The 20,628-nt window shown below is 74.0% G+C and carries 15 protein-coding genes; 7 read left to right on the top strand and 8 right to left on the bottom strand.

The window, feature by feature from the left end:
- Nucleotides 1-269: 269 nt before the first annotated feature.
- A complete protein-coding gene (locus C7M71_RS21000) occupies nucleotides 270-1,844 on the top strand; it encodes a maltokinase N-terminal cap-like domain-containing protein (protein ID WP_162824323.1) in 1,575 nt (524 codons plus the stop codon).
- 138 nt (nucleotides 1,845-1,982) lie between these two features.
- Entirely contained in the window at nucleotides 1,983-4,427 is a 2,445-nt protein-coding gene (glgB, locus tag C7M71_RS20995; protein WP_114914468.1) for a 1,4-alpha-glucan branching protein GlgB, read from the top strand.
- A gap of 35 nt (nucleotides 4,428-4,462) precedes the next feature.
- Here the strand turns inward: glgB and C7M71_RS20990 are convergent, their stop codons facing one another.
- The 4 genes from C7M71_RS20990 to C7M71_RS20980 form a co-directional block, all read right to left on the bottom strand.
- Nucleotides 4,463-5,143 carry a response regulator transcription factor gene (locus C7M71_RS20990; RefSeq protein WP_111494693.1) on the bottom strand — a complete coding sequence of 227 codons (681 nt, stop codon included), beginning with the start codon at nucleotides 5,141-5,143 and terminating at the stop codon, nucleotides 4,463-4,465.
- An 86-nt stretch (nucleotides 5,144-5,229) separates the two neighbouring features.
- Nucleotides 5,230-6,732 (bottom strand): sensor histidine kinase, encoded by a 1,503-nt coding sequence (locus C7M71_RS32705; protein ID WP_111494691.1) that lies wholly within the window; start codon nucleotides 6,730-6,732, stop codon nucleotides 5,230-5,232.
- 318 nt (nucleotides 6,733-7,050) lie between these two features.
- A complete protein-coding gene (locus C7M71_RS30780; RefSeq protein ID WP_162824322.1) occupies nucleotides 7,051-7,500 on the bottom strand; it encodes a hypothetical protein in 450 nt (149 codons plus the stop codon).
- On the bottom strand, nucleotides 7,493-8,245 hold the full coding sequence (locus tag C7M71_RS20980) for a signal peptidase I (RefSeq protein ID WP_162824321.1): 753 nt from the start codon (nucleotides 8,243-8,245) through the stop codon (nucleotides 7,493-7,495). The genes C7M71_RS30780 and C7M71_RS20980 overlap by 8 nt, the downstream gene beginning before the upstream one ends.
- A 375-nt stretch (nucleotides 8,246-8,620) precedes the next feature.
- On the opposite strand from C7M71_RS20980, the gene C7M71_RS30775 reads away from it, so the two are divergent.
- The 4 genes from C7M71_RS30775 (at nucleotide 8,621) to pyk (ending at nucleotide 14,889) form a co-directional block, all read left to right on the top strand.
- On the top strand, nucleotides 8,621-9,331 hold the full coding sequence (locus C7M71_RS30775; RefSeq protein WP_111493753.1) for a SipW-dependent-type signal peptide-containing protein: 711 nt from the start codon (nucleotides 8,621-8,623) through the stop codon (nucleotides 9,329-9,331).
- Nucleotides 9,332-9,906: 575 nt separating this feature from the next.
- On the top strand, nucleotides 9,907-12,042 hold the full coding sequence (pta, locus tag C7M71_RS20970) for a phosphate acetyltransferase (RefSeq protein WP_111493755.1): 2,136 nt from the start codon (nucleotides 9,907-9,909) through the stop codon (nucleotides 12,040-12,042).
- 77 nt (nucleotides 12,043-12,119) lie between these two features.
- Nucleotides 12,120-13,349 (top strand): acetate kinase, encoded by a 1,230-nt coding sequence (locus tag C7M71_RS20965; RefSeq protein WP_194104090.1) that lies wholly within the window; start codon nucleotides 12,120-12,122, stop codon nucleotides 13,347-13,349.
- A 109-nt stretch (nucleotides 13,350-13,458) separates the two neighbouring features.
- Nucleotides 13,459-14,889: a pyruvate kinase gene (pyk, locus tag C7M71_RS20960; RefSeq protein WP_111493757.1), complete on the top strand. Its 1,431-nt coding sequence runs from the start codon at nucleotides 13,459-13,461 to the stop codon at nucleotides 14,887-14,889.
- 65 nt (nucleotides 14,890-14,954) lie between these two features.
- Here the strand turns inward: pyk and C7M71_RS30770 are convergent, their stop codons facing one another.
- From C7M71_RS30770 to C7M71_RS20930, 4 genes are all read right to left on the bottom strand, one after another.
- The gene (locus C7M71_RS30770; protein ID WP_162824320.1) at nucleotides 14,955-16,427 is read right to left on the bottom strand and encodes a hypothetical protein; all 1,473 of its coding nucleotides are present in this window, start codon (nucleotides 16,425-16,427) and stop codon (nucleotides 14,955-14,957) included.
- A complete protein-coding gene (locus tag C7M71_RS20945) occupies nucleotides 16,424-17,041 on the bottom strand; it encodes a DUF6114 domain-containing protein (protein ID WP_229758827.1) in 618 nt (205 codons plus the stop codon). Before C7M71_RS20945 ends, C7M71_RS30770 begins: the two co-directional genes overlap by 4 nt.
- A gap of 140 nt (nucleotides 17,042-17,181) precedes the next feature.
- Complete coding sequence (locus tag C7M71_RS20940; RefSeq protein ID WP_111491502.1) at nucleotides 17,182-17,826, bottom strand: DUF6230 family protein; 645 nt, start codon at nucleotides 17,824-17,826, stop codon at nucleotides 17,182-17,184.
- Between the two features lie 589 nt (nucleotides 17,827-18,415).
- Complete coding sequence (locus C7M71_RS20930) at nucleotides 18,416-19,384, bottom strand: tetratricopeptide repeat protein (protein ID WP_111491503.1); 969 nt, start codon at nucleotides 19,382-19,384, stop codon at nucleotides 18,416-18,418.
- 458 nt (nucleotides 19,385-19,842) lie between these two features.
- On the opposite strand from C7M71_RS20930, the gene C7M71_RS20925 reads away from it, so the two are divergent.
- Nucleotides 19,843-20,544, top strand: a complete 702-nt coding sequence (locus C7M71_RS20925) for a TetR/AcrR family transcriptional regulator (protein ID WP_111491505.1) — start codon at nucleotides 19,843-19,845, stop codon at nucleotides 20,542-20,544.
- The last annotated feature ends 84 nt before the right edge of the window (nucleotides 20,545-20,628 follow it).

Below are 20,628 nucleotides of genomic sequence, written 5' to 3'. Positions count from 1 at the left end.
TCCGGGGAACCCGGCTCACCCCCTTCCCGGGGCGGCCTCGTCGGCCGCTCCGGGAAGGGGGATCGGCACCTCGTACCACCACGCAGCACCCGTTTCACCACGTAGCACCACGTACGGAGACCACAAGAGAACCCACACACCGCCCATGGCGTGACATGCGGTCCCTTGACCGCGTGCCGGAGCCGCCGCGCCGCCGAAATCCGGAAGACTGGCAAATCCGGCCAACCCACCCGAGCCGGGCAAACCGTGTCATCCGGGGAAAGGGAGTCATGTCGGACACCTCCCGGTCTCGACGAGCCACCGTCAACAGCGGACCGCGCAGCGGCACCGCGGCCCGCGCCGGTACCCAGGCCGGCACCGACGCCCTGATCGGCGCGGCACTCCCGCTGCTGCACTCCTGGCTGCCCGGCCAGCGCTGGTTCGCCGGGAAGGGGCGGCCGGTGACCGGGATCACGCCGCTTGCCGCCACCCCCCTGCTGGAGGGCGACCCCGCCCTGATCCATCTGCTGCTCCGGGTCGAGCAGCGCACCGGCGGCGACGACCAGTCCACCGCCGATGTCTACCAGCTGCTGCTGGCCGCCCGCGCCGACCTGCCGGGCAGGCTCGGCCGGGCCGCCATCGGGAGGCTGTCCGGCGGCCCCTACGACGGCACCGTGGTCTATGACGCGGCCCATGACACCGACCTCACCCGCTGGCTGCTCACCCGGTTCGCCGAGCCCGGCGAGGTGGGCCCGCTGGCCTTCCGCCGGCTGCCCGGCGCGCAGATCCCCGGCGGGCTGGTCGGCCGGGCGGTGACCGCCGAGCAGAGCAACACCTCGCTGGTCTACGGCGACTCCCTGATTCTCAAGCTCTTCCGGCGGGTGAGCCCCGGGGTCAACCCGGACCTGGAGCTGTCGCTGGCCCTGGCCCGGGCCGGTTCCACCCGCATCCCGAGGCCGGCCGCCTGGTTCGAGACCCGGCTGGCGGGCAGCGGCGAGTCCGACCCGGCCACCCTGGGCCTGCTCCAGCAGTTCCTGGCAGGCGCCGCCGACGGATGGGAGCTGGCGCTGGAGCATGTGCAGCGGCTCTGCTCCGAGCCGGAGTGGTCCAGCGGCCGGGACGGGCGGCCCGCCGACCACATCAGCGGCAACTTCTCCGCAGAGTCGTTCCTGCTGGGCCGGGCCACGGCCGAGGTCCACCTGGCGCTGGGCCGTACGCTGCCGGTCGGCGCCCTGGACCGGGCGCAGACCGACCAGCTGGCGGCCGGCATGGCCCGCCGGCTGGACGCCGCCACCGTGGCCGTGCCCGACCTGCTGCCGTACCGCCCGGCCCTCCAGGACGCCTTCCGGGCGCTGGCCGACCCGGCCCGCGACGAGCGGCCGGTACGCATCCAGCGCATCCACGGCGATCTGCACCTGGGCCAGTCGATGCGCACCGCCGACGGCTGGGTGCTGCTGGACTTCGAAGGCGAGCCCGCCAAGCCGCTGGCCGAGCGGCGGCGGCTCCAGCCCGCCATCCGGGATGTGGCGGCGATGCTGCGCTCCTTCGACTACGCGGCCGCCCATCTGCTCGCCGAGCAGCCCGCCACCGTGCCCGACCCGCGCGGCGGCGGCCGGCAGTCGGCCGACCGGGACCACCTGGCCCGGCTGGCGACCGCCTGGGCGGTCCGCAACCGGGCGGCGTACTGCGCCGGGTACGCGGCGGGCGGCGGCGAGGACCCGCGTACCGACCCGGCGCTGATGCGGGCCTTCGAGATCGACAAGGCGGTGTACGAGGTGGTCTACGAGGCCCGGCACCGGCCCGACTGGCTGCCGATCCCGATGTCCGCCGTGCGCCGACTCGCTGCCGGCACCGGCCAGGTGTGACCCGGGCCGTCCCGGTACAACCGACCGCTCAGCCAAGCCCTGACCCGAGATTCCCTGACACCCCAGATTCCCTGACACCCCAGACCCCCTGACATCCGAGATCCCTGCGACACAGACCCGCCCGAGGAGGCATCGGCCGTGACCGCGCCCGACCCGACCCGCCCGACTTCGCAGCTCCAGCGGCAGCAGCCGTCCGTGGTGGCGCCGCGCCCCGATACGGAGTCCGCGCCCACCGGAGCGGCGGCGGCTGCCGCCGGGCCGACGCCGGCCGGTGCGCCGGAGGCCGCCGCCACGACCGCCGACACGCGGCCCCCGAGCGCCGGGGCGTCCGCCGGGGGTGCGGGGAAGGCGGGGTCGGAGCCCATCCGGCTGCCGGAGGCGCCACTGGCCCCCGGGGAGATCGACCGGCTGGTGGCGGGCGCCCACCACGACCCGCACGGCCTGCTGGGAGCGCACCCGGTGCCGGGCGGGGTCGCGGTGCGGGCGCTGCGGCCGATGGCCGAGCGGGTGGTGGTGGAGACGCCGATCGGCCGCGCGGAGCTGGTCCACCAGCGGGACGGCCTCTTCACCGGGCTGCTGCCGGTGGAACTGGTCCCCGACTACCGGCTGCTGATCACCTACGCCGGGGTGGAGTACGTCCAGGACGACGGCTACCGCTTCCTGCCCACGCTCGGCGAGGTGGATCTGCATCTGATCCGCGAGGGCAGGCACGAGCAGCTGTGGCAGGCGCTGGGCTCCCATGTGCGCAGCTACGACACCGGGCTGGGGCCGGTCACCGGTACCTCCTTCGCCGTCTGGGCCCCCAATGCGGTGGGGGTGCGGCTGGTCGGCGACTTCAACGGCTGGAACGGCTGCTGCTACCCGATGCGTTCGCTGGGCGCCTCGGGCGTCTGGGAGCTGTTCGTACCGGGGATGGCCGAGGGCACCCGCTACAAGTACGAGATCCGCACCCGCGACGGGCGGCTGATCCAGAAGGCCGACCCGCTGGCCCGCGCCGCCGAGTGCCCGCCCGACACCGCCTCGGTGGTGCACACCTCCAGCTATGAGTGGGGCGACCAGGAGTGGATGGCGGCCCGGGAGGCGGCGCAGCAGCACCGGGCGCCGATGTCGGTCTACGAGGTCCACCTGCCGTCCTGGCGGCCGGGCCTCTCCTACCGGGACCTCGCCGAGGTGCTGCCCGCGTACGTCTCCGACCTGGGCTTCACCCATGTGGAGTTCCTGCCGGTGATGGAGCACCCCTTCGGCGGCTCCTGGGGCTACCAGGTCTCCTACTACTACGCGCCGACGGCCCGGCTGGGCTCCCCGGACGACTTCAAGTTCCTGGTGGACGCGCTGCACCGGGCCGGGATCGGGGTGCTGGTCGACTGGGTGCCAGCGCACTTCCCCAAGGACGACTTCGCACTGGCCCGCTTCGACGGCGAGCCGCTGTACGAGCCGGCCGACCCGCAGCGGGCCGAGCACCCCGACTGGGGCACCCTGGAGTTCGACTACGGCCGCACCGAGGTCCGCAACTTCCTGGTCGCCAACGCGGTCTTCTGGTGCCAGGAGTACCACGTGGACGGGCTGCGGGTGGACGCGGTGGCCTCCATGCTCTACCTGGACTACTCGCGTGAGTACGGCCAGTGGACGCCCAACCGGTACGGCGGGCGGGAGAACCTGGACGCGGTCTCCTTCCTCCAGGAGATGAACGCCACCGTCTACCGGCGCTGCCCCGGCGCGGTGACCTCCGCCGAGGAGTCCACCGCCTGGGACGGCGTCACCCGGCCCACCCATGTCGTCGGCCCCACCGGCATCGGCGGCCTCGGCTTCGGCCTGAAGTGGAACATGGGCTGGATGCACGACTCCCTGGTCTACATGTCCAAGGACCCGGTGCACCGCAAGTACCACCACAACGAGATGACCTTCTCGATGGTGTACGCGTACTCCGAGAACTACATCCTGCCGATCTCCCACGACGAGGTGGTGCACGGCAAGGGGTCGCTGGTCTCCAAGATGCCCGGTGACTGGTGGCAGCAGCGCGCCAACCTGCGGGCCTATCTGGCCTTCATGTGGTCCCACCCGGGCAAGCAACTGCTCTTCATGGGCCAGGAGTTCGCCCAGGGCGCCGAGTTCGACCATGACACCGGGCCGCAGTGGTGGGTGCTGGAGAAGGACTGGCCGGCCAGCGAGGACCACCGGGGCGTGCAGAAGCTGGTGCGCGCCCTCAACCGGACCTACCGCGAGACCCCCGCGCTGTGGGAGCTGGACGCCAGCCCGGACGGCTTCTCCTGGCTGGACGGCGGCGCGGCCGAGGACAATGTCTTCTCCTTCGTCCGCTATGACACCGCCGGGCGCCCGCTGGTGGTGGTCAGCAACTTCTCCCCGGTGGTCCGGCAGGGCTACCGGGTGGGCCTGCCGCACGCCCCGGCGGGATCGCACGGCCTCTGGACCGAGGTGCTCAACACCGACGCCGCGGTCTACGGCGGCAGCGGGGTCAGCAACCCGGACCCGGTCAAGGCCGAGGCGGAGGGCAGGCACGGCCGCGAGCTCAGCGCCGAACTGGTACTGCCGCCGCTGGCCACCATCTGGCTCCGCCCGGCCTGAGCGGGGGCCGGGGTCTCTCCGGCTCAGACCCACTCTCAGTCACGGTCGCGGCGCGGGGCCAGCAGTTCACGGCCCAGCGCCGCGGCCTGGAGCTGGGAGTTGACCTCCAGCTTGGTGAGGATGGCGCGGATCTGGCTGCGGACGGTGGAGAGCGCCACCCAGGACTCCTCGGCGATGGCGCGGGCCCGCTTGCCCTCGGCGAGCGCTCGCAGCACCTCCAGCTCACGGGGGGTCAACCGGTCCAGCAGGCGGTCCCGGTCGGCGGGGCGGCCGGTGCGGTCGGCGACGGTGCGGCGGTGCAGGGCGACCAGTTCGGCCCGCTCGGCGGGGGCCAGTACCGGGAAGCCCGCCGCAGCGTCCACCGCCGCCCGCACCAGGTCCTCGAAGGGCGCCGACTTGGCGACCCAGCCCACCGCGCCCCGGCAGACCGCGGCGGCGACCCGGGACCGGTCGGAGGTGCCGGTGACCACCAGCACCGTCCAGCCGGCCGCGCAGAGCGGGGCCACCAGCTCGACGCCGTCCAGCTCGGTGCCGTCGTCGCCCCGGCCGAGGTCCAGGTCGAGCAGGACCAGGCCGGGCGGCAGCGCGGCGGCCTCGTCCAGCAGGGCGGCGAGGGTACGGCCGGTGGCGCTGCGGGCGTCCAGCGCGTGCCCGCGCAGGGCCAGCACCAGGCTGGTACCGACAAGCCGGTGGTCGTCGATGACAAGAACGGTCACGGTCTTCCCCGGAGGTGGCGGTGGGGGCGGTTCGTGGGCGGGTTCGCCGGGCGGGTTCGCCGGGCGGGTGCGCCGGGCTTGGCCCGTCAGGCGGCGGACGCGTGTGAGCGCGGAGCCTCGGTGGCGGGCAGCTCCAGCACCGCCGTACAGCCCGGCAGCAGCGGGTCTCGGGGCAGCAGCCGGACGGTGCCGCCGTGCTCGGCGAGCAGCCGGGCGCTGACGTAGAGGCCGAGGCCGCTGCCGCCCGCCCCGGAGTCGTGCACCCCGCGCCCCAGCACCTGCTGCTCCGCGCCGGGGGCCAGGCCGGGCCCCTCGTCGGCCACCTCCACCCGGACCCGGCCGTCCCGCAGCCGGGCCGTCACCCGGACCCGGGCGCCGGGGGCGTGCCGCTCGCAGTTGGCGAGCAGATTGGTGGCCGTCTGCGCCACCACGGAGGCGGGCACGGTGGTCCGCAGTCCGGGGTCGGCTGTCAGCTCGACATCGGCGCCGACCGTACGGCGCAGCATCACCAGCCGACGCAGCACCGGCTCCACCTCATGGCCGCCGGGGGCGCCCGGCGGGCGGTCGCCGTCGCGGGCCAGCAACTCCCGCAGCCGCTCCAGCTCGGCTTGGACGGCAGCGCCCAACTCGGCCTGCTCGCCGGGGTCCAGCCGGGAGCCGGTGGCGCGCAGCAGATAGGCGGCGCCGGAGAGCCCGGCGAGCACATTGCGCATCTCATGGTCGCGCTCGGCGGCCTGCCGGGCGCGGTGGTCCGATGCCTGGAGGCGGCCTTCCACCTGGTCGGCCTGGTGCAGGAAGTCGGCGATCAGCGCGGCCAGCACGATCGACAGGCCGAGCAGCCGGAGGGCGGCCGAGGTGAGGTCCGGCGCCCAGGCGGGGTGGCCGGCCAGTACCCGGCCCAGCTGGGCGACGGCGGCCACGGTCAGCCCCAATCCGAGGCGGCTGCGCAGCCGGTCGCGGCGGCGCAGCCCGGTGCGGAGGTGGCCCAGTGCGACGGCGAGCCAGCCGGTGATCACCACCAGGGCGGCCGGGCGGTGTCCGCCCAGGGCGGTGTGCAGGCCCCCGAGGGACGGGCCGAGCAGGCCGCCGGCGGCGGTCAGGGCCACGGCGGCCAGGGCGCCGCGCAGACCCCGGGTCCAGCGGGGCGGGTGGGGGAGCAGAGCGGCGGCCAGCAGCAGGACGAAGCAGCCGGAGGCGGTGAAGCGGGTGGCGGCGAGCCAGCGCAGCGCCTGGTCGGAGCTGGTGTCCACCACCGAGGCGGGCATCAGCACCAGGCTGTGCAGCAGCAGGGCGGCGGCGACATAGGGGTGCGGGCGGCCGATCCCACCGGCCAGCCGGGGGGTGAGGGCGGCGATGCCGACCGCTGCGGCCCCGGCGCCGGCGGCGGCGAGGACGAGCAGCAGATGGGTCTGGCGGAGCGGCAGCAGCCGGCCGGCCGAGCCCGCCGCGACCAGCAGGGCCGTGGCGCCCGCTGCGGCGGCGGTGGCGACCAGGTCGCCGGTCGGTCCCCAGCGGCTCGGGACCCAGGGCAGCGGTCGCCGTGGGGCCCGGTGCTCCCGGCGGGCGGAGGTCTGGTGTCCGGCTGTCATACGCATCCCCCAGCCGCCGAGGCGAACCCCGGCCCGGCCCGGACGCGCAGGCGGCGGGCTGGGACGCGGCCCGCAGGCGGGCAGATCAACGCGGTGCAACCGTACTGCACCGCAGCGTGACGGATAGTAGTCCAGCGCACCGACAACCGGTGCCGAACCGGCGGATTCCCCCCATCGCAACGCCATGCCCGCTAGGGTCCACGCCTGCCGACGTCTGCCCGGGAGCGAGGCGTCCCGGGGTTGTCCGTGGGTGGTTCGCCAACGCGGCAGCTGTGCGTGCCGGGGCGGTGGGCGGGGCAAAGGTCGACGGGCGAGGCACTAGGGTCCACGCCCCCGGGTGCGGCCCGCTGCGCCGGGGCTGGAGCCGGAGCCGAGGCTGGAGCCGGGGCCGGAGCCGGAGCCGGGGCCGGAGTGGCCACCGGGTGGCGGGGCGGCTGTGGGCCGGTCGGTGGGGGCCCGGTGTGTGGCGGCCCGGTCGGTGGGGGTGCTGTCCAGGCTGTGCGTTTCTGCGCCGGGGTCGGGGGCGGCGGGGGCTTCGGGGGCGGCGGGGGCTTCGGGGGCGGCGGGGGCTTCGGGGGCTTCGGGGGCGGTGTCGACATGGACGGTCTCGGACTCGGTGATATCGGTGAACCAGGCCCCGGTGGAACCCCAGAGGGTGCCGGCACAGGCACCGGCGGCGCCGAAGAGGACGGCGGCGGCCAGGCGCCGCAGGGGCCCCGGAACGGCGGTGGGCGTGGGCCGCCGGCGGTGGCGTCCGGGGTCAGGCACCGCCGTCCCACTCCACGATGCCGTGCGCCCGGCGACCGGGCCGCCGGGGGGCGGGCCGCTGCGGCTCGCCGCCCCGGTCACCGGCCGGGCCGCCGGCCGGGTCACGGCCAGGGCCGCCGTCTGCGTCGCTGTCCGGATCGCTGTCCGCACCCTCGCCCGGGCGCAGCGCCCAGGCGAGGGTGCGGGCGCCCCAGATGCCCAGCGCCAGCCCGCCGACGACCAGCGCGCCCGCCCGGGAGAGCAGCCGCTGCCGCCAGAGGCCGACCTGCGGCAGGTGGAACCAGACCCGGCCCCGGACATCGGACGCGTCCCGGCGGCCGGGGTCGTCCACGCGGTTGGCGTCGCCCTTGGTGGTGAAGGAGAGGCCGACCCGGCTGCTGTGGACGGCGACGACCCGGTGGGTGACCAGCTGCTCGCCGCCGCCGGGTGAGCGGCCGGCCCGGAAGGTGACGATGTCACCGGTCCTGATCAGCTCCGGCGGGACCGGCCGGTCCACCACCACTGAGCCGGGCGGGATGGTCGGGGCCATGCTGCCGGTGAGGACGGTGAGCACCGAGCCGTGCACCGCCAGGGGGAGCAGCGTGAGCGCCAGGGCCAGCGCGCCCGCCGCCGTGGCGGCCAGCAGGAGCAGCGCATGGCCGGCCGTGCGCAGCACGCGGGCACGCCCGGCGGGTGCGCTGCGGGGGCCGCGCGGCGGCCCGGGCTCCGCCGGCGTGGTGCGGCCGAGGCCGCGAAGGCGCCGCACTCCCCCGGCTCCGCCCTGCGCCGTGCGCCCGGCTGCGGGGCGACGGTGCGTTCCCCTCGCCCGGGGAGCGGTGGTCGCCATACAGATGATCTCCCGCTCTTGCCTGCCGCCCGGCCGGTGGGCCGCCGGGCGGTATGTGCGTCGCGGCCGGAGGCCCTGACACCGGTCGCCCGGTCGATCCTTGCCGTCCGGCGGTCGCCACGCATCGTCAAAAGTGGGGATAGGCGCTTACCGCGCTTTGGTGATGTGCGGGGTGGGCGCACCCCGGCACAGTTGTCGTCAGACGCCGCACCGGCAGGGAGGTGCGGACGGGCAGCTGCCCCGCCCTGTCGGGTGCAGCGGCGGGCGGGCGGACATGAGGGCGGTCGGGACGGGATGAGCGTGTTCAGGAGCAGCAGGAAGGTCGCCGCGCTCGCCGGATCGGTATCCCTGGCCGCCGCTGCGGTGGCCGTCACCGGAGGGACGTATGCCTGGTTCACCGATACGCAGAACACCGGCTCCACGACGGTGCAGTCCGGCACGCTCACCTTCGGCTCCGCCTCCACCGCCCCGGGGCCGTCGGCGACCGACCTGGTGCCGGGCAGCCCACTGCCTACGCTCACGGCCGTCTTCACCGGCAGCGGCTCGCTGAGCGGCAAGGTACGGCTCGCCCTGCACCGGGACGGCGCCGAGGGCCCTGCCAAGACCTTCGGTTCACCAACGGCCGGTCCATCAAGCGGAAGCGTCCAGGCCGTCCGGGAGGCCGACCTCAAGTACTTCCATCTGCACATCACCATCGAGCGTCGCGGCAGCGGCGGCCGGTACCTCGGGGGGAAGGAGTTCGACATCGACCTGGACGACGCCTTGGCCCACAGCCTGGGGCCCAATGCACCGCAGTCCGGGGACGTCCCATACACCCGGACCGACGCGGACTACGCCGGGTTCGCGGACTACTTCAAGCTCGACCCGGGCGACCAGCAGCGGGTCACCGTCACCGGCCGGATCGATGAGCACGCCGGGAACAGCATCCAGGGCAGGACCCTGGTCTACAGCCTCACGGCCACGCTGATGCAGCTTCAGGCACCCGACGCCACGGTGGCCGAGTAGCCGGGACCAGCAGGCCGGGTGTCGAGGTCCGGCCCCGTACGACCGGGGGGCCGTGGACGGTCGGGGGACCGTCCGACGGGAGCCGGACCCGACGCCGAGGGGCCCGCGCGGGGTAGGGGGATTCCCCGGCGCGGGAGAGGGAGCCCAGGGGGAGAAGGGCTCCAGGGGGGAGACTCGCCGAGGGGGGACCGAGGGGCGAGACGTGGGCGGCCGTCCGGGAGGAGTCCCGGGCGGCCGTCCGCGCCCCCCATCCCCCACCGGCCGGCCACCGACCGCCGACCACCGACCGCCGGCCGCCCCGCTGCCCACTGCCGGCCGGCTGCCGACCGCCCGCACCCTCGGCCACGCGCCCGTCCATATTTTCGACCGCGCTTCCACGGCCCGGCCGCGCTCCGGCCGAGGCCCCTGCCTGGCCCTTCTTCCCGGGACCTCCGTCCCCCGTCCCCGTCCGGGGCCCGCCGTCGTGGCCGAGCGCATCCGGGACGCGGGTATGGTCGAGAGCGTGCCTCGGCGCGGCGCCGGCAGTGCGCCCGGAGCAGGACGGCACAGCAGGCCCATGGAACGGAGAAGAACGCGTGGCGCGCAGCGTGTACGTGACCGGCATCGGTCGCGGGGACGGCCGGCAGGTGGTCGAGCTGGGGGTCATGGAGCTGCTGACCCGCCATGTGGACCGGGTCGGGGTCTTCCGTCCGCTGGTCCACACCGCCGCAGCGGGCGGCCCCGGGACCGACCATGTGGTGGAGCTGCTGCGCGGCCGCTACCGGATCGACCTGCCCTCGGCGGACCTCTACGGCCTCACCTATGAGGAGGCCACCGCCCTCCAGGCCGAGCGCGGCGTGGACGAGCTGGTCTCCGTGCTGGTGGAGCGGTTCCGTACGCTGGAGCGCAAGTGCCAGGCGATGCTGGTGCTCGGTACCGACTTCGCGGACACCAGCATCCCGGACGAGCTGGCCTTCAACGCCCGGCTGGCCAATGAGTTCGGAGCCTGGGTGCTGCCGGTGGTCGGCGGCCTGCGGGAGAGCGCCGACGCGGTGGTCGCCGAGGTACGCAATGCCTATCGCGCCTACACCGACCTGGGCTGCAACACCCTCGCCATGGTCGCCAACCGGGTGACCCCGGCGGACAAGCAGCAGATCGCCCGCCGACTGACCACCCGCCCGCCCGTCCCCTGCTACATCCTGCCCGAGGAGCCGGCGCTGGCCGCGCCCACCGTGGCCCAGGTGGTCCAGGCCACCGGCGCGGAGGTGCTGCTCGGCGACGCCACCGGGCTGGCCCGCGACGTCCGGGGGTTCGTCTTCGGCGGCGCCACCCTGCCGACCTTCCTGGCCGCCCTCACCGAGGGCGCCATGGTGGTCACCCCCGGGGACCGCGCCGACCTGCTGGTCGGCACGCTCGCCGCACATGCCGCCAGCTCCCCGCCGATAGCCGGCGTGCTGCTCACCCTCGGCATCCGCCCCGGCCCCGATGTGATGGCACTGGCCGGTCGGCTGGCCCCCGGCACCCCGGTCGTGGTGGCCCCGGAGGGCAGCTGGGTCACCGCCGCCTCGCTCTCCGGCCTGGAGGGGCGGCTCACCGCCGCCAGCCCGCGCAAGGCGGAGACCGCCCTGGGCCTCTTCGAGCTCCATGTCGACACCGCCGAGCTGATCAGCCGGATCGAGCTGAGCCGCTCGGAGCGGGTGACCCCGATGATGTTCGAGCACGTCCTGCTGGAGCGGGCCCGGGCGGACCGCCGCCATGTGGTGCTGCCCGAGGGCACCGAGGAGCGGGTGCTGCGCGCCGCCGAGGTGCTGCTGCGGCGCAATATCTGCGACCTGACCCTGCTCGGCGACCAGGACACCATCCGCCGCCGCGCGGCCGACCTCGGGGTGGACCTCGGCCTGGACACCGGGGCGGAGGAGCGGAGGGCCGGTGGCGCGGTCGCCCGCATCGTGGACCCGGCCACCTCCCCGCTGCGGGAGAACTTCGCCGAGGTCTACGCCAAGCTCCGGGAGCACCGGGGCGTCACCGCCGAGCTCGCCTATGACGTGGTGGCCGATGTCTCCTACTTCGGCACCCTGATGGTCCAGGAGGGTCTGGCGGACGCCATGGTCTCCGGCGCGGTCCACTCGACGGCCGCGACCATCCGCCCCGCCTTCGAGATCATCAAGACCGCGCCGGGCGCCGCCATCGTCTCCTCGGTCTTCTTCATGTGCCTGGCCGATCGGGTGCTGGTCTACGGGGACTGCGCGGTCAACCCCGCCCCGGACGCCCGGCAGCTGGCCGACATCGCCATCCAGTCGGCCGGGACCGCCGCCCAGTTCGGTGTGGAGCCCCGGGTGGCGATGCTCTCCTACTCCACCGGCACCTCGGGCTCCGGCGCGGATGTCGACAAGGTCCGCGAGGCCACCGCGCTGGTCCGCGAGCAGCGGCCGGACCTGCTGGTGGAGGGGCCGATCCAGTACGACGCGGCGGTGGACCCGGGCGTGGCCGCGACCAAGCTGCCCGGTTCCCAGGTGGCGGGCCGCGCCACCGTCCTGGTCTTCCCCGACCTCAACACCGGCAACAACACCTACAAGGCCGTGCAGCGCTCGGCCGGTGCGGTGGCGGTGGGCCCGGTGTTGCAGGGGCTGCGGAAGCCGGTCAACGACCTGTCACGCGGCGCCCTGGTGCAGGACATCGTCAATACGGTCGCGATCACCGCCGTGCAGGCCCAGGGCCGGAGCGAGCGGTGACCGGCGTCCCACCGACCGAGGAGCCGACCCCCGTGAGCCCCGATCCCCTGACCCCGGACGCCGTGACTCCGGACGCCGTGACTCCGGGCGGCGGCCGTGGGGCCACCCGGGTCCTCGTCCTCAACTGCGGCTCCTCGTCGGTGAAGTACCGGCTGGTCGACATGGCGGACGGCCGCAGGCTGGCCGGCGGCCTGGCCGAGCGGATCGGCGAGGGCGACGGCGGCCGTATCGTCCACACGTCCGGCAGCGGGAAGCCGCGCGAGCAGAGCCATCTCTTCCCCGACCATGCGGCGGCACTCAAGGCGGTGGCCGAGGAGCTGCGCGCCGACGGCCTGGGCCTGGACGCCCCCGGCCTGGCCGCGGTGGGGCACCGGGTGGTGCACGGCGGCACCCGGTTCACCGCACCGACCCTGGTCACCGACGAGGTGCTGGACGAGGTCCGTGCGCTGACCCCGCTGGCACCGCTGCACAACCCGGCCAATGTCACCGGGATCGAAGTGGCCCGGTCGCTCCGCCCCGACCTGCCGCAGGTGGCCGTCTTCGACACCGCCTTCCACGCCACGCTGCCGGAGCACGCCGCCCGCTATGCCCTGGACCGGGCGGTGGCCGACCGGTACTCGGTGCGCCGCTACGGGTTCCACGGCACCTCGCACCAGTACGTCTCCCGCTCCACGGCCGCGCTGCTGGGCAGGGACCCGGCCGAGGTCAATGTGATCGTGCTGCACCTGGGCAACGGTGCCTCCGCCTCGGCGGTGGCCGGCGGGGTCTGCGTGGAGACCTCCATGGGGATGACGCCGCTGGAGGGCCTGGTGATGGGCACCCGGTCGGGCGACATCGACCCGGCGGTGGTCTTCCATCTGCACCGGGTGGGCGGCCTGTCGGTCGACGCCCTGGACGAACTGCTCAACCGCCGCAGCGGGCTGCTGGGCCTCTGCGGGGAGAACGACATGCGGGAGATCGTCCGCCGCCGGGAGCAGGGCGACGCCGAGGCCGGGACCGCCTTCGATGTGTACATCCACCGGCTGCGCAAGTACATCGGCGCCTACTGCGCCGTGCTGGGCCGGGTGGACGCGCTGGCCTTCACCGCCGGTGTCGGCGAGAACTCCGCCCCGGTGCGGTCCGCCGCGACGGCGGGCCTGGAGGGGCTCGGCATCGCGGTCGACCCCGCGCGCAACGCCCTGCCGCCGCAGGGTCCCCGGCTGATCTCGGCCGACCACTCCCGGGTGGCGGTGGCCGTGGTGCCGACCGACGAGGAGTTCGAGATCGCCCGGCAGACCTTCGCGCTGGTGCACCGGTCCCGGGGGTGAACCGCCGCCGACCGTCCCACGAGCCGTCCGCATTCCGAGACAATTCACAGGCGATCAGAGCCTAAACGACCGGAATGCACCTATAGCACGAACGGATAGAATGATCCATATGCGCCGAGCGAAAATTGTCTGCACCCTGGGTCCGGCGACGGACAGCTACGAACAGCTGAAGGCCGTCGTCGAGGCCGGGATGAACGTGGCCCGCCTCAATATGAGCCACGGCTCCCACGCCGAGCACGAAGGCCGGTACCTCAAGGTCCGCCAGGTCTCCGAGGACTCCGGCCGCGCCATCGGCGTGCTGGCCGACCTCCAGGGCCCCAAGATCCGCCTTGCCACCTTCGCCGAGGGTCCCGTCACCGTCGAGAGCGGCGACGAATTCATCATCACCACCGAGGACGTCCCCGGTGACCAGCACATCTGCGGCACCACCTACAAGGGCCTGCCCAGCGATGTGAAGAAGGGCGACCCGGTCCTGATCAATGACGGCGCGGTCGCGCTGGAGGTCGTCAGCGTCGACGGCCCCCAGGTGAAGACCGTGGTGGTCGAGGGCGGCGTGCTCTCCAACAACAAGGGCATCAACCTCCCCGGTGCGGCCGTCAATGTGCCCGCGCTGTCGGAGAAGGACGTCGAGGACCTGCGGTTCGCGCTGCGCCTCGGCGTCGACATGGTGGCCCTCTCCTTCGTCCGCAACGCCGCGGACATCGAGCGGGTCCACGCGGTGATGGACGAGGAGGGCCGCCGGGTCCCCGTCATCGCCAAGATCGAGAAGCCGCAGGCGGTGGAGGCGATGCAGGAGATCGTCCTCGCCTTCGACGCCGTGATGGTCGCCCGTGGCGACCTGGCCGTGGAGTACCCGCTGGAGCGGGTGCCGCTGGTCCAGAAGCAGCTGATCACGCTCTGCCGGCAGAACGCCAAGCCGGTCATCGTCGCCACCCAGATGATGGAGTCGATGATCCACGCCTCCCGGCCGACCCGCGCCGAGGCGTCCGACGTGGCCAACGCCATCCTGGACGGCACCGACGCGGTGATGCTCTCCGCCGAGAGCAGCGTCGGCAAGTACCCGGTCGAGACGGTCCGCACCATGAGCCGGATCATCGAGGCCGCCGAGGAGGAGCTGCTCTCCCGCGGCCTCCAGCCGCTCAACCCGGGCCGCAAGCCGCGCACCCAGGGCGGTTCCATCGCCCGCGCCGCCTGCGAGCTGGGCGACTTCCTCTCGGCCGAGGCGCTGGTGGCGTTCACCAAGTCCGGTGACACCGCCCGCCGGCTCTCCCGCTACCGCTCGCCGATCCCAGTGATCGCCTTCACCCCGGACGCGGGCACCCGCAACCAGCTCCAGCTCAGCTGGGGCGTGGAGACCTTTGTCTCCGCCCAGGTGGAGAACACCGACGCGATGGTCGCGCAGGTCGACGAGGAGCTGCTGGAGTTGGGCCGCCTCCAGGCGGGCGACACGGTGATCGTCACCGCCGGCTCCCCGCCCGGCGTTCCCGGCACCACCAACATGGTCCGGGTGCACCACCTCGGCGAGAACGCCACTGCCTGACGATAGGTCAGCATGACGGCGCGGGGCGCCTCCTGGAAAAAGGGGGCGTCCCGCGCCGTCGTCGTTCAGCCGTCGTAGGGCTCGCCGTCGGTGTAGAGGTGCATGCCCGGGATCTTCAGGGTGCCGCCGAACTGCCCGGCCTGCACGGCCTTGACGCCGGTCAGCTCCAGGTCCAGCGGGACCGGCACCTTGCCGATGAGGTCGTACAGGAACTTCGGCAGGGTGTCCGGGGTGAGGGTGATCGCGCCCACGTCCGGGACCGGGACGCCGACCAGCCTGGAGAGATGGCCGGTGAGCGACTCGGTGTACATCACGATCGGGCCGCTGCGCATGGTCGAGGTGGAGCCGGGGCGGCTCTTCACATGGGTGGTCCTGGCGTTGTACTCGATGGTCGACATGTCCAGGTCGCCGATGTCGATGCTGTCCACGGTGAACTTCAGCACCCGCTTGGCGGTGCCGGAGCTGGTCGTGACCTCGACCACGCCGCCGAACACCGCGCCGTGCAGCGCCAGGCGGCTGGACTTCAGGGTCCAGGGCTGGTCCGGCACGACTCCCCCGCCGGGCTCCGTCCTGGCCTTCAGCCCGGAGGCGTCGGTGGCGCACAGCGGGTCCACATCGGCGCTCTCGGAGGGCATGGGCGTGGACGCGGGCGTGGCCGTGACCGAGGGCGAGCCGGTGGTCTCGGCGGCTGCCGCCTTGGCGGCGGTGTCCTTGGCCGTCTTGGGCTTGGGTGCCCTGCCGCCCTTCCCCGCCGGGGTCGACGGCTGGGGGGTCGACGGCTGGGGGGTCGACGGCTGGGGGGTCGACGGCTCGGGCGTCGTGTTCTCGGGCGAGGGGTCGGCAGGCGGCGGCGATATCGAGGTCGATGACGCCGACGGCGAGGGCGAGGACGACGCCGAACCGCCGGTCAGCAGGTCGCCGACCCCGCCGAGCAGGTCGCCGATCAGGCCCTGGGACTGCGCATGGGCAGCGGCGGTGCCCCGGGTCGCCGAGGCGGCCGGAACGGCCAGGGCCGCAGGCACCCGGACCGCCCGGGTGAGCCTGCGGGCCGCCGACGCGTCCAGGGTGCCGCGCGAGACGGACGTGGGCCCCGACGTGGGCCCCGACGCGGGCCCGGACGCGGCCTCGGTCGGGTCCGGCGCCGTGGTGTCGGCGGGCTCGGTCGGCTCGGCGGGCTCGGTCGGCTGGGGCGCGGGCGTGCTGGACTCCAGCGCCGAGGGCTCGGCGGTCGGTGAGCCGCCGCCCGGGGCGGGCTCGGAGCTGCCGTTCCCGGTCGCCGACGGGGTGGCGTCCGGCACGGGGGTGTCCGTCGCGGTGGCGCAGGTCCGGGCCCCCGCCTTGGCCGAGGACTCGTCCGCCAGCGCCAGGGTCGGCGTGTAACCGGCGCCCATCAGCAGCGCGGTGGGGACGGCGGCGATGGCCAGCACCCTGCCTGCGGGCAAGTGCAGCCTGCGGCGCAACTGCCCGCGCGGGGCCGCGTGGCGAGGGCCACCGGCGGGCGGTCTCGACCCCTCGTCGCTGATGTCCTCGTCCGTCATCGGGCCTCCCCTGCGGCACCGGCACCCTGCTCACCCGGCTCCGAGCCCCCGAGGGCGTCGGCCTCGGCAGCCCCGGAGCGCTGCACGGGCAGCCCATCGGTCGGCGGCACGACGGTCGGCGGCGCAGCAGGCGGCGGTACGGCAGTCGGCGGCGCAACAGGCGGCGGCGGAACGGTCACGGACTTCACCGGCGCCGGGGCGGCCGGTTCCTTGAGCGGGGCCCAGGCGGCCATCAGCCCGCCCCCGATGAGGCCGGGGACAAGGCCGAACCCGAAGCCGCCGAGGTTGGAGACCGGGATGGAGACCAGGGCCAGCAGGATGGTCGCCACACCGGCGAAGACCCGGGTCATGGGCTGCACCCAGACACTGACGCCGAGCACCATCATCAGCACGCCGATGATCAGGGCTCCGGCCCCGCCGGTGGTGGCCATGGCGAACGTCAGCCCGCCGAGGCTCAGATGCGCGTACGGGAAGTACAGGATGGGCAGTCCCGCGATGATCGCCAGCAGACCGCCCCAGAAGGGTCGGCGCTGGCACCAGTCCCGGAATCTGCGGAAGGTCCGGATGAAGGCGCCGACGTCATCGGGCCGCACGGGCGCGGACGCGCTGGTCACGTTGCAGCTCCCTGTGGAGTAGCAGCTGGTGGTGCAGAGGTGGGGAGGAGCCCGGGGCGGCCCCTCCCCACCGCTCGGTCGTCAGACCCGGCGGCCGTCGGACCGGGAGGAGGAGTGCGGCCGATCCGCATGACGGCGGATCAGAAGCACTCGGAGACGCCCTTCTTGACGGTCAGGTGCAGGCCGTTCAGCTTGAAGGTACCGGCCGAGGTGGCCCACGCGGTCTGCTTCACACCGTCGAGGGACGCCTTGTCGGCCTCCTGTGCAAAGGAGTTCTCGAACTGGGCGCCGGCGCCCAGCTGGCCCGCCGCCGCACGGTCCGCCGGGTTGACGTTGCCCTTGGAGATGGCCCCGGCGGCGACACCGATGTTGATGTTGGTGAAGGTGGCGTCCGCGCTGAGGTCGTCCAGGTCGATGTAGAGGTTCTCGGCCTCGACGGGCTTCTTCGGATTGTCGCCGGCGTTGATGTTCAGCGACACCTTGCCGATCAGCGGGGCGTCCAGCACCACCGACTGGCACAGCTTGTTGATGGTCGCGTTCTTGAAGGACGAGACCGCGACCGCGTGCGGCACACCCGCCTTCTCGACGTCCACCGAGCCGTACTGGGCGAAGCCGGTGCCCTCAAGGTGTCCGGCGGAGACCTTGAACTGCTGGCCGGAGACATTGATCGACGCGGCCAGCGCGCCCTGGGCCACGCTGACGCCGATCGCGGCGGTGGCCGCGATGGTCGGCACCATCACGACGGCGAACCGCGTCCAGCGGGTCTTGCCGTAAGTCTGGGACATACATGTCCTCCTTCTCGGACGTACACCTCCGGCCGTGGTGCCTCACCGGGCCCTGGCCTGGGATGGGGAGAAGAGCTACGTCCTCGGGAAGGAGCGCCGTCGGCTCCGTCGGCGCGTGTCGTCCAACCGACGTCATCGGCGATCACCCCCGAGCGACAACCAGCGACCGTGCGGGGTGCACGGCCGATGAGGGCAGGCTTCGCCGGGACGGCGAAGACCCCCCTGCCCCCAAGGCGCCGGCCGGAGCCGGAACCTGCCCGGTGGGGACCCCCGCTTCGCCCTCCCGGCCGGCTGCCGGCGTGGGGAGCAAGGGACCGAGCGTGGCCGATCGTGGTCCAAACCACGCGCCAGCACAAGACCTCCATTACTGACGAGTAATCCAACACTTCGGCCGACCGGCCACGCTGAGCATCCGGCGGACACGGAGCGTCAACTCACGCAGATGCAGGGAGGGAGCGGCCTTGCGAAACAGGGACAAAAAACCCCGGGGTGGCCACTCGCCGTGACCACCCCGGGGTGTTATCAAGATTTGGTAAAGCTCCTTCATTGTCGCCAAATCACCGTGGCACCGAAGGTCGCCCTCGGTGCCTCAGAAGAGCACCCGGGCCAACGCCGTCCTGGCCTTGGCCACCCGGGGGTCCTCCGCTCCGATCACCTCGAAGAGGCCCAGCAGATGGACCCGCGCCCGGTCGCGGTCCTCCCCCGCCGTACGGCCCACCGTGTCGACCAACCGCCCGAAGGCGTCCTCGACATGACCGCCCACCAGGTCCAGGTCGGCCGCGTCCAGCTGTGCCTGGACGTCCTTCGGGTCTTCCGCCGCGGCCTTGCGTACGGCCTGCGCGTCCTTGTCCCGCACCCGCTGGAGCAGCTCGGCCTGGGCCAGGCCCAGCTTGGCCTCCTCGCTGCCCGGCCGGTCGGCCAGCACATTCCGGTACGCCTGGATGGCACCGCCCAGGTCACCCCGGTCCAGCGCGTCATGCGCCGCCGCCAGGGTCGGGTCCTCGGGTACCGCCGGGGCCGCGGCCTCGCCGGGCTCCCCCGCCTCGGCCGCGCCGAGCCCGGTGATGCCGAACCGCTGCTCGGCCACCAGGATCAGCTGGTCCAGGTACTGGCGGGCCTGGGCCTCGTTCACCGCGCCCTGGAAGAGCGGCACCAACTGGCCCGCCACCACCGCCATCACCGACGGGATGGACTGGATGCCGAACTGCGCCGCCAGCATCTGGTTGGCATCGACGTCGATCTTCGCCAGGACGAACCGCCCGGCGTACTCCTCGGCCAGCCGCTCCAGGATCGGGCTGAGCTGCTTGCACGGCCCGCACCACTCGGCCCAGAAGTCGACCACGACGGGCGCTTCCGCCGAGCGTTGGACGACCTCCGCCTCGAAGGTCTCCTCGGTGACGTCGACGACGAGGGACTCCGGCGCCGGGGGTGCACCTCCCGCCGCTACCTGGCGGGCCCGCTCGGCCCGCGACTGCTCCGCCTTCTGGGCGGCTTCGCCGGCCGCCTTCACCGCGGCGAGGTCGACCACGCCGCGCATGGACATGTTCCGTGGCTGCATGGCTCTATCCTCCCCCGTCCGAAGGGGTGCGGACGCCATCCCCCCGAAGGCCGCCGCACCCGAGTGTCGCCATCGCGCCCGGAACGCCCCTGCCCGGGTGCCCACGACCCGGGCCGGACACCGCCCGGCAGCCGCACGCTCCGTACCCGCCCACCCCGCCGGATCGCGGGGCCGGGGGCCGCTGCGCGCGCCATGGCGCCCGGTTCCGGGCCCTGCGCTGGACCTGTCGGCACGGGTCCCCACCCGCGCCCTGGTTGCCGCTGCTTTTCGCTACGGCTCGTAGCGTATCTTCGGGCGCCCCGGCGGAACACACCGCCGGAGACGCCGCCGTCGTGAAACAGCTCACTCCGCGCACCGCCCCCGTGCCCCGGGGCCGCCCGCGTACGGGTATACCCTCGCCCGACAGCACCGACGCTGCCTGCCGCGCTCCCCTGCCACCCCTGCGCCGCACCCCACCCATGCGCCCCTCCCCACCCAGGAGACCGCTCGTGGCCTTACCGACGGACGCCTCCGCCCGCGCCAAGGGCCGGCCGCGCAACGCCGCGACCGACCGGGCCATCCTCGACGCCACCCGCGCCGCCCTCGCCGACCTGGGCTGGGGCGGGCTGACCATGGGGCAGGTCGCGGTCCGCGCGGGGGTGGCCAAGACCACCGTCTACCGCCGCTGGCCGTCCAAGAACGAACTGGTGGTGGACGCCGTCGCGGACCTCTTCGACGACCTAGAGATGGCCGACCTGGGCTCGCTGCGCGCCGATGTGGAGGCTGTGGTGCACCGGTTCGCCGCGCTGCTCTCCCGGCCCGAGACGCAGGCGGCGCTGCTGGCGCTCTTCGCCGAGGGCACCCGGGACCCGCTGCTGCGCCGCCGCATCCGGGAGGCCATCGTGGACCCGCAGAAGCGGCTGGTCCGCCAGGGCCGGACCAATGCCCAGGCGCGCGGCGAACTCCCGCCCGACCAGGACGAGGCAGCCGCCCGGGAGGAGGTGGACCTCATCTTCGACACCATCGCGGGCGCCGTGGAGCACCGCATCCTGGTCAGCGGCCAACCCGCCTCCGAGTCCTGGGTCCGCCGCTTCACCACCCTGCTGCTGGCCCCGCTCTCCGGCCTCCCCCCGACACCCGAGCAGGCCCGACCCGAGCAGGCAGGACACAGGCAGGCATGACGAGGGAGGGGCGTCACGGGTCAGTCTCCGTGGCGCCCCTCCGGTCCGTACCCCGGGCTCCCCCGGGCTCCCCCGGCCTCCCCC

Origin of the sequence: Peterkaempfera bronchialis (assembly GCF_003258605.2) — a bacterium.
Lineage (GTDB): Bacteria > Actinomycetota > Actinomycetes > Streptomycetales > Streptomycetaceae > Peterkaempfera > Peterkaempfera bronchialis.
This window is presented reverse-complemented; position numbering and strand designations above follow the sequence as displayed.